Annotated in this window: 9 protein-coding genes; 6 read left to right on the top strand and 3 right to left on the bottom strand. The window is 46.8% G+C overall.

The window, feature by feature from the left end; translation table 11 throughout:
- From LDL35_RS12320 to LDL35_RS12295, 6 genes are all read left to right on the top strand, one after another.
- On the top strand, window positions 1–1,660 hold a 1,660-nt coding region (locus LDL35_RS12320), incomplete at its 5' end, for a PAS domain-containing protein (RefSeq protein WP_304022832.1).
- A 20-nt stretch (window positions 1,661–1,680) separates the two neighbouring features.
- The gene (locus LDL35_RS12315; protein ID WP_304022830.1) at window positions 1,681–3,597 is read left to right on the top strand and encodes a PhnD/SsuA/transferrin family substrate-binding protein; all 1,917 of its coding nucleotides are present in this window, start codon (window positions 1,681–1,683) and stop codon (window positions 3,595–3,597) included.
- Window positions 3,598–3,620: 23 nt separating this feature from the next.
- Window positions 3,621–4,160, top strand: a complete 540-nt coding sequence (locus LDL35_RS12310) for a SiaB family protein kinase (protein WP_304022829.1) — start codon at window positions 3,621–3,623, stop codon at window positions 4,158–4,160.
- Window positions 4,161–4,162: 2 nt separating this feature from the next.
- Window positions 4,163–4,540 carry a DUF1987 domain-containing protein gene (locus LDL35_RS12305; RefSeq protein WP_304022826.1) on the top strand — a complete coding sequence of 126 codons (378 nt, stop codon included), beginning with the start codon at window positions 4,163–4,165 and terminating at the stop codon, window positions 4,538–4,540.
- Window positions 4,537–5,790 (top strand): PAS domain-containing sensor histidine kinase, encoded by a 1,254-nt coding sequence (locus LDL35_RS12300; RefSeq protein WP_304022825.1) that lies wholly within the window; start codon window positions 4,537–4,539, stop codon window positions 5,788–5,790. The genes LDL35_RS12305 and LDL35_RS12300 overlap by 4 nt, the downstream gene beginning before the upstream one ends.
- A gap of 68 nt (window positions 5,791–5,858) precedes the next feature.
- Window positions 5,859–6,260, top strand: a complete 402-nt coding sequence (locus tag LDL35_RS12295) for a response regulator (RefSeq protein ID WP_304022822.1) — start codon at window positions 5,859–5,861, stop codon at window positions 6,258–6,260.
- 261 nt (window positions 6,261–6,521) lie between these two features.
- Here the strand turns inward: LDL35_RS12295 and LDL35_RS12290 are convergent, their stop codons facing one another.
- The 3 genes from LDL35_RS12290 to LDL35_RS12280 all read right to left on the bottom strand — a co-directional run.
- Window positions 6,522–7,601: a LamG domain-containing protein gene (locus tag LDL35_RS12290; RefSeq protein ID WP_304022819.1), complete on the bottom strand. Its 1,080-nt coding sequence runs from the start codon at window positions 7,599–7,601 to the stop codon at window positions 6,522–6,524.
- Between the two features lie 65 nt (window positions 7,602–7,666).
- Window positions 7,667–7,978 carry a hypothetical protein gene (locus LDL35_RS12285; protein ID WP_304022817.1) on the bottom strand — a complete coding sequence of 104 codons (312 nt, stop codon included), beginning with the start codon at window positions 7,976–7,978 and terminating at the stop codon, window positions 7,667–7,669.
- 185 nt (window positions 7,979–8,163) lie between these two features.
- The coding region (locus tag LDL35_RS12280; RefSeq protein WP_304022814.1) for a HAMP domain-containing sensor histidine kinase at window positions 8,164–9,597 on the bottom strand (1,434 nt) is incomplete at its 5' end.

Raw genomic sequence — 9,597 nt, 5'->3', positions numbered from 1 at the left:
GCTTTCAAAAGAAGATATCGTCGGGAAGACGGTATATGACATTGCTCCAAAGAGTCTTGCAGATACCTATTATGCAAAAGACAAAGAGCTCCTTGATGCCCCAAAGACACAGACCTATGAGGCACAAGTTCGGTATGCTGATGGGACAATGCATAATGTCATCTTCTATAAGGCGACACTCCTTGATCAGAACGGAAACATACAGGGCTTAATCGGAGTGATCCTTGATATCACTGAGAGAAAACAGGCTGAAGAGGTGGTACGCCAGAAAGAAGCATACATCAGAACAGTTCTTGACAACCTTCCCATTGGTGTTGCCGTCAACTCTGTATCGCCCACGGTTGCATTTACCTATCATAATGCCAATTTCCTGAAATATTACCGGATACCTGAGAAAGCCCTGGCAGAACCCGATGCTTTCTGGGATTACATCTCCGAAGATCCTGAAGTACGAGACCAGATACGAGAGTGTGTGCTTGCCGACTGTGCCAGCGGTGATCCAAGCAGGATGCACTGGGACGATGTCCCCATCATCAGGGAAGGGGAAGAGACCACCTATATCAGTGCCATGAACATTCCGATTCCCCTGAGCACTCTGATGATATCAACCGTCTGGGACGTGACTGCAAGAAAGAAGGCAGAGGATGAACTCAAACAGGCAAACCGCCTCCTTGAGGGGATGCTCAATGGTATTCCTGACATCATCGGTATTCAAAAACCGGATCATACCATCATCAGGTATAACCAGGCCGGGTATGATGCCCTGGGGCTCACACCTGAAGAGGTCGCAGGAAGACCATGTTACTCCTTCATCGGACGAACCAGACCCTGTGAGATCTGTGCAACATCAAAAGCACTGCAGAGTAAAAAACAGGAGATGGTTGAGAAGTATGTTCCTGAACTGAAACGGTACCTGATCTGCCGGAGTAACCCTATCCTTGATGATGACGGGAATGTTCAGCTCATCGTTGAGCAACTGACCGACATCACCGAACGCAAGCAGATGGAAGAGGCCATCAGTCAGTCAAACCAAAAATTAAGACTCCTTACCGGCCTAACCCGGCATGATATCCTCAATATTCTCAATGCAATCTACTTCTACCATGACCTGGCCCTTGAGGTCACGGATCCACAGGCCATCCATGAGTACATTACCAAAGCCCAGGAGGCTGGAAAAAGGATCGAAGCTACAATCGGCTTTACGAGAGAGTATGAAGAGTTCGGAGTTGCAAGTTCAGGATGGCAGGAGATATATTCCATCATCGAGTCTGCAAAACGGGAGATTAATGTCGGGGCCATTCGGATAGAGAACCAGATCTCCACCTCGCTGTTAGTATATGCCGACCCCATCATCAGAAAAGTCTTCTCAACCCTTATCGAGAATGCCATCCGCCATGGAAAAAAGATTACGTATATCCGGTTTTCAATCGCACACAAGAATAATGACTGTATCATCATCTGTGAAGATGACGGAGTCGGGATACCTCTCAAAGATAAGGCCCATATTTTCGGCAGAGGGTTTGGAAACCATACCGGAATAGGACTTTTCCTGGCACGGGAGATACTCTCGATTACCGATCTTACCATCAGGGAAGTTGGTGAAGAAGGAAAAGGAGCACGGTTTGAGATCCTTGTTCCGGATGGGAAGTGGAGAGAGTGAACAGGAATCAGAGTATTCAGATGAACAGAATACACAGAACGGTATATTATGGTATCATATTCTGCCTGCTTTTTACAGGCCTGATATCCGGACCTGGAATGGCATTTGTCCCCTCGCCAGAGAATCCGGTAACCATCGGTGAACAGGACGAACTTCTGACGGCAACGACCCATCCGGTGAATATAGGAGTCCTCGCAAACCGTGGATATGATATTGCCATGCAGGAATGGGGACCGACTGCGGATTACCTGAACAAAACCCTGGCCCCCGTACAATTCACCATAATACCTCTTGACTTTCATGAGATAAATGATGCCGTACTGGCACACAATATCTCTTTCCTCTCCGCAAATCCATCGGTGTATACCTACCTTGAATATTATGGTCTTGCCCAGCGGATTGCAACATTGCAGGTACCAGGCGACCCTGATCCCCAGCCGGTCTTCGGAGGAGTTATCTTCACCCGGTCTGACAGGAATGACATCACCGACCTTGAGGATCTGAAGGGCAAGAAATTTGCAGCCGTTGATAAGACCTCACTGGGCGGATGGCATGCAGCATGGGCTGAACTTAAGGAAGGAGGAATAAACCCGGAAAAAGACTTTAAATCTCTGAACTTCACCGGTACTCATGATGCATCGGTCTTCTCCGTTCTTTCTGGAGATGCTGATGCAGGGACTGTCCGGAGTTCACAACTTGAACGGATGGAGAAGGAAGGGAAGATAAACCTCTCTGATATCACCGTCCTCAACTCTCAAAAAGCCCAATATCCCCATTATCCCTACCTTCTCTCCACCCCTTTATATCCGGAGTGGCCGTTTGCCTCGATCACCGGGACCGATCCTGATCTGAGCAAGGATGTGGCAGTAGCCCTGCTCAACATGGAAGAGGATGATCCGGCTGCAAAGGCAGTCAGGGGTGCAGGATGGGCCGTTCCACAGGACCACACCAAGGTCCATGAGATGTTACGCTCACTTCAGTTCCCACCCTATGACCAGTATGGAAAACCGACCATAGAGGAGGTCTTAAACCAGTACTGGCAGACCATCCTTGCAGTCATTCTGGGAATTATCCTCCTCCTCGCCCTTCTCATCTCTACACTCCGGACAAAAGAGAGACTAAAAGAGTCAAAGGCAGAACTGATGCAGGCCCATGAGGAACTTGCACAATCCCAGGAGAAGATCCTTGACTCTCTCTATTATGCAGAGCTGATTCAGCAGTCCATCCTTCCATCAAAAGAAGAGATGAACCAGCACCTCTGCGAATACTTTACAATCATAAAGCCCCGTGATATCGTCGGGGGAGACTATTACCTCCTTAAAAAGGCACCGGACGGGTTTTTCATCGCCGTTGCAGACTGCACCGGACACGGAGTTCCAGGAGCTCTGATGACCATGATGACAAGCACCCTCCTCACCCAGATACTGGCAGCAAATCCGGATGACACCCCCGCATCCATCCTTGCAAAACTGCATCATCTGGTCCAGCAGATCCTCAAAGCCCAGTCTGAGAAGAAACATCTTGAAAATGGTCTTGACATGGCACTCTGTAAAGTGAACACTCACAGGCAGGAGATACTCTTTGCCGGCGGAGGACTCCCCCTTATCATCGCCGATGAAACAGGAGTCCGTGAGATAGCAGGAGACCGGTTGCATCTTGGGTTTTCACAGGAGAAGAAAAGTATTGTCTTCACCGACCACCAGATCCCAATAACCCCGGGATCCAGGTATTACCTGATAACCGACGGTATTCTGGACCTGCCCGGTGGACAACACGGCCATGGATACGGAAGAAAAAGGCTGCTTGCCCTCCTTGTGCGTCTGGCACACCTGCCAATGGCACAGCAGAGAGAACTGGTGATACAGGAACTGGCATCATATCAGGGAACCTGGACAGCAAAGGATGATATGACCATGATAGGATTTCGGATAACATAAGACAGAACGAGGCAGGGGAGATTATGGAGAATTTATTACAGCTACATCAGGAATTTACAAAGACGGGAGTGCTCATCAGTTTTAACGGATCATTATCCAACAGCATCATCGAAGAGATTGGAAATGCCATTAAACGATATCTTCATGAGGAGAACCGGGAGAAAGGAATGATATCAGATATCTTCTCTGCGTACATTGAGCAGACACAAAATATCAACAATTACATCTCCTGTCATGATATTGATGAAGCACACCGGTCATCGATCATTCTTATCAGTTCAGTGAACTGCCAGTACCATATCACCTCTGGAAACAGCATCAGAAAAGCAGATGTGTTGTCCCTGAAACAGAAGATTGACCATATCAACAGCCTTGATAAAGAAGGCTTAAAGCAGTACCATAAAGAACAACGGCGAAAGGTCCGGGACCCGGATGCAAAGACAGCAGGGCTCGGGCTTATTGATATTGCACGACGGTCACAGGGAGGCCTTGTATACCGGTTTGACCCCCTGGATGATGAGTATGACTTCTTCTCTCTCCAGGTAACGATCCAGGGAGCATAAGGATGCTGCATATACCAGCAACAAAATCCACACCTGAGATCTTCTATTCAGAGGAGTCTGATATGCTTTCCATCATCGGTGAGTCATACCCAGAGAATACGTTCGCATTTTTCGAGCCCGTATTTGAATGGCTTAATAAAAACCTCCCCCATATGAAGAAACTGCACCTGCATGTCAATATCAGCTACATGAACTCAAGCAGTACAAAATGCATGCTGGATATCCTCGACCTTCTGGCAAAGTCATATCAGGCAGGATCTGATATCTCTGTCAGCTGGTATTATGACCGCGAGAATGATCGGGCACTTGATATTGCAGAGGAGTTTGAAGAAGATGCAGAGGTACCGTTTCAGATAATCGCATCAGAACTGGCATCATGAAAAAGAAATCCCAAATAGATATCGATACCATCATCAAAAAGATGGAGGAATTAAAAGACGATTCCTCCCCGCTTGCCCGTGACTACAGCACTTTGGGGGCAGCATACATAAAGCATGTTGAGCGGATGGATAAGATCCTGGGAATCGCCGATAAATACTATTCTGACCTGAAAAACACGAGCGAACAGTTACTGCTCACTCAGGAGGCACTCCGGGAGAATGAAGAGAAGTTCATCTCAATCTTTCAGGAGACCCCGGATCCCATCCTTATCGTGAATGAATCCTTTCGGATCATCGAGGTGAACAGATGGTTTGAGTCTGTCTTTCAGCGGTCAAGGAGTACCGTCATCGGAGAGCATCTGGACGACCTTGCAATACAAATCACAAAAGCCGGCATTCAATCGATGATTGGAGAGATTGGAGAGCCTGATCAGGAGGTTTCTGGATACCACACCGAGATGACCATCATAAACGGCTCTGGTAATCCATTCACTGCAGACGTCTCACTTTCAAAGATACGAATACGAAACGAACCCAGTCTGATCATTCACATCCATGACATTGATGATATTCGAAAGGCACATAATGCTGTTTCACAGGTGAATCAGAAACTGCAGATACTCGCCAGTATCACCAGACATGATATCCTGAACCGGGTCATGGTCATCTCTGCGTATTCAGAGTTTTTAAAAGAAGATATCACAGATCCGGAGATGAAAAAGAGGATGGAGGCGATAAGTAAGTCATCCGAAGAGATAAGAAACCTGATCAATTTCACGAAGGAGTACCAGGAACTTGGCTCCACTGAACCGGCATGGCAAAGCCCTGATACTATCCTGGCTACCCCATTATTCAAAAATATGGTTCAGGGGATATCACTGGACTCATCACTTGAAGGTCTTTTGATCTATGCAGACCGGATGCTAGAGAAAGTGCTGTACAATCTTATTGAGAATTCTCTCCGTCACGGGATCAATCTCTCCAGAATCTCCCTCTCCTATCATCTGCAGGAAAACGGGGAGGTGATAATCTGGTATGAAGATGATGGAGGAGGGATCATTCCAGAAGAGAAAACAAAGGTCTTTAAGAAGGGATTTGGAAAGAACACCGGTATGGGATTGTTCTTAATCAGGGAGATCCTCTCTATCACCGGCATGAGTATCACCGAGACCGGAGAACCAGGAAAAGGGGTCAGATTCGAGATCAGGGTCCCTGCAGGCATGTACAGGATCCTCCCACCAAAAGCCTGACCGGGGGATGCAAACGATATCCATATGTACCATCTTGACAAACAATCTACACCGATACAGGTCAGGCCATGAAGCAGGTAACTCTCCTCCTCGTCGATGATGAGCCCCCGTTCCTTGAGGCAATACGGGATTATCTCTCTGAATATACTGAATTTTACATCGAATGTGCAGTATCAGGAGAGGAGGCATTAGAAAAGATCAAAACCGGCCGGTATGATGCTGTGGTTTCAGACTACAACATGCCCGAGATGACCGGGGTTGAATTGCTAAAAGGAGTCAGATCTTTTTCCCGGATACCATTCATCCTCTTCACCGGTATGGGTGAGCGGGAGATAATCGATGAGGCAATTGAAAATGACGTTGATTATTACCTTGAAAAAGGTGAGGACCTCCACATACTTGCCTTTAAACTCTCACAGATGATCCTTGCCGGAGTATACCAGAGCCGGAAAGAGGAGGCAGGGATCTGATAGGGGATGAGATAGAATTTTCGCTATCACGATATCCGATCGTCATCAAAGAAACACCGATCTCCCCTGAATCTCCTTGTCAAAGCCAGACATCCTGCATTCATCCAGAAAATAAAGCCCTCGAAATCATATACATTTCGGTGCAGGTTTTGGATACCGGCTGTATCACACGGCATTACACAGGATCACACCGTCATCATATTGAGTATTCCATTCCCTTTACCCCTGCACCATAACTCATCCATGGTTGAATTATCCTGCTTATCCGGCTGCATATACCGATCGTATCTCTTCAGGAAACATCTCCTCATCAAGAGTGGATATTCCCCGTATCTCTCCCCGTAACTTCCGCTGATGTATCGCCGAATGAAAATTGATACCATCAGGTCCTCCGGTCTGATAAAGTCCTGGTGAATCAGCAATCCCACTTGAGTCAAGAATTCGTGATGCAACCTCTGCACCATTCACATACAGGCGGATTCGTCCACTCGTCTGATTATAAACCCCGGCCAAATGGAACCACCTATTCTGCACCGGTCCGTCAGGTGACTGAATATAAGATGCAGCCCTTCCTCCTGCTGCCATCTGTGCCGTACGGAAGGCAAACTCAAACCTTGAATTGTCACTGTTATGCTGAAGATGATACCGCCGGTTACTATCCCGGTCACCATCTACCACAACCGTTGCCCAGTTCTGATCCGGACTTGTAGGCGTAGGGGGGGATGTGAATCTTATCCAGGCTGATACCGAATACCCTGCACCCCGCACAAATTTCTGTGTTGTATTATTCTGTGACGTATTCACCAGTGTTCCATTGATAATGAAGGTCTTTGAGTACACCAGTACCTGGTTTCGGCTGTCAATCACTGAGAGTCTGATATCATCTCCTGGAAAAGGAAGTCTGGTCCCGGGAATCTGTGCTTTATCAGCAGTCACCACATAGCCGGTATCTGAGTGGGTGATGAAGAGTAAGGTTCCAGGCCTCCATATCTGTCCGGGGGGGCGTGGCACTGCAACTGAGCTGCCATCCACTGTTTCGATACGTATCGTAAGCGGATACCCAGGACCGTCGGTCTTTATATCTGCGAAATATCCAGGGTCACCCTGCAGGTGCATGAGAGTAATGGATGGATATCCGTTCTGGGTGGAATATTGTGCATCGACAACGATATAGGCTGATTTAAAACTCATTCCTGATAAAAATCCGAATAAAACAGCGGATATGATACCGGTTAAGAGAACCAGCAGAAAGAGTAAAAGAATGACTCCGATAAGGGCACTCACTGCTGATTCGCTCTTCACCGGACGGATATTATTCTGTAAATTCCGGAGTTGTGTCATGATCGTTGTACAGGACCTTTTCAAAACCATAAAACCATGAAAGGCTCATCATTTACTCTTCTGGTCTATTTGTCTATCTCTAGAGATCTATCCAGGTATGCACATTCACGGCATATGGTATTGACTGAACTTCTATACCTGCAGGTACAGAGATTTTCCTTTGCCTTCCTCTTCCTGTTCTGTGCAATGAGTGTGATAATAATGATGAACAGGGCTGCAATTATAAAACCAGCAGGAACAGAGATGAGAACGATGGTTTCCAGGTCGAAAAAGAGAAGCATAACCAAAAACAACATACCTGATATCATACATCCGATACCTATACCAAGGTACAGACTTCCATTCATACCCAGGCGGAATGATATTTCTTTGAGCATTCAGGGACCATCCATCCGAAGTGTTATACTATCCGGATTGGATGTTATGATAATTAAATGTAATTCATAGAAAACTCATTCAATCCCATATTTCTTCTTAATATCCTCAAAGCTAATAGATTCTCCTCTTCGGTGTTCAGCAAGTGCTTCTTCTGCCCTTTCAGCCCACCCAGAATAACTACAACTCATGGATATCTCCATCCACCTTTCGGAATCCGGATCTCAAACCTGACCCCGACTCCATACTCCCCCATCTCATGTATCTCAATCCCGGTCAGGAAGAGAATTTCCCTGGCAAGAAACATGCCAAGACCGGTGTTCTTCCCAAATCCTCTCTCAAACACCTTCTCTTTTTCATCGGCAGGTATTCCGACCCCGTTATCCTCCCAGACGATGACCATGGCAGCTTCGTCGAGGTATGAAGACACACGAATGGTCGTTACCAGTTGCCCATGCCGAACCGAATTATCCAGAAGGGTATAAAACACTTTTTCAAGCATGGGATCTGCACAGACAGAGATATCTGGAAGAAGATTCTCAAAGGAGATCCCGGATGGAACATCCAGCCGTGCAAGAAGATCACCAGTCTTTTGCCATACCGGCTCTTGTAAACCGATATCTTCATAGACTTTGGTAAATTCAATCTGGCTCTGTATCTTGGTTGTTGCAGAGGAGATCTTGCCATACACCTCACACAATTCCGGATCTCTACACAGATCTTGCAACCGGTCAAGATAGAGGAGCTGGACGGCCACCATGTTCAGGATATCATGCCTGGTGATACTGGTCAGGAGACTGAGCTGACGGTTTGCCTGTTTTAATGCCATCTCATTCTTCTTCAATTCAGTAATATCCTGATTCGCGCCATGGGTCCGAATCGTCCTCCCATTCTCATCCTTCGTTATACCGAACCGGACCACAATAAAACGGATCTCACCATCCCTGCGGATAATCCGGTGTTCACGCTGGGATATAAAATCAGGATCAGAAGCGGTGAGTGCTTTTTGCACCTCTTCAGCAACCATATACAGGTCATCCGGATGGAGAAATTCACGGGCATATCTCTCTGATGACATCTGATATCCCCCTTCCTGCTCTGCAGTTGTCCCGTACATCGCATAAAACCGGTCATTAAAGGTGAAGATATCTGCAATTGCATCATACTCCCAGGTTACCAGATGAGCAAGATCCATCGCCTCTGCAAGCATCTGCTGGTGTTCCCTCAGTTTTTGCTCAATACAGGAACGCTCAATATCTGCAGCAGCATTGACCATCATGATATCAGATACGCGTTCGGCCATACCCCGGAACCTCTCTTTACATTCCAGGCAGTTCTCTTCGATGAGTTTTGATCCTCTGATATCCTGTACCAATTCTTCTGATTTGAGCGTTTTTCTTTCCGGTCGTCTTCTCTCTGCGGCCTGCCTGATGGTATGGATGAGTTCATCAAACGTCAACTCCGGATTTTCATTCTTCAGGACGTAATAATCAACATGATAGAATATGGCTTGAATAAGGACCTCTTCACTGGTCCGTGTGGTGCAGAAAATAAACGGGATATCATCGTATAACTCCCGTATTCTCTTAAGAAATGTTATCCCATCCATATCCGGCATGGA

This window comes from Methanospirillum hungatei, assembly GCF_020216685.1.
GTDB classification, from domain to species: Archaea; Halobacteriota; Methanomicrobia; order Methanomicrobiales; family Methanospirillaceae; genus Methanospirillum; species Methanospirillum hungatei_B.
The sequence above is the reverse complement of the archived record's forward strand: the minus strand, read 5'-3'. Positions and strand labels throughout refer to the sequence as shown.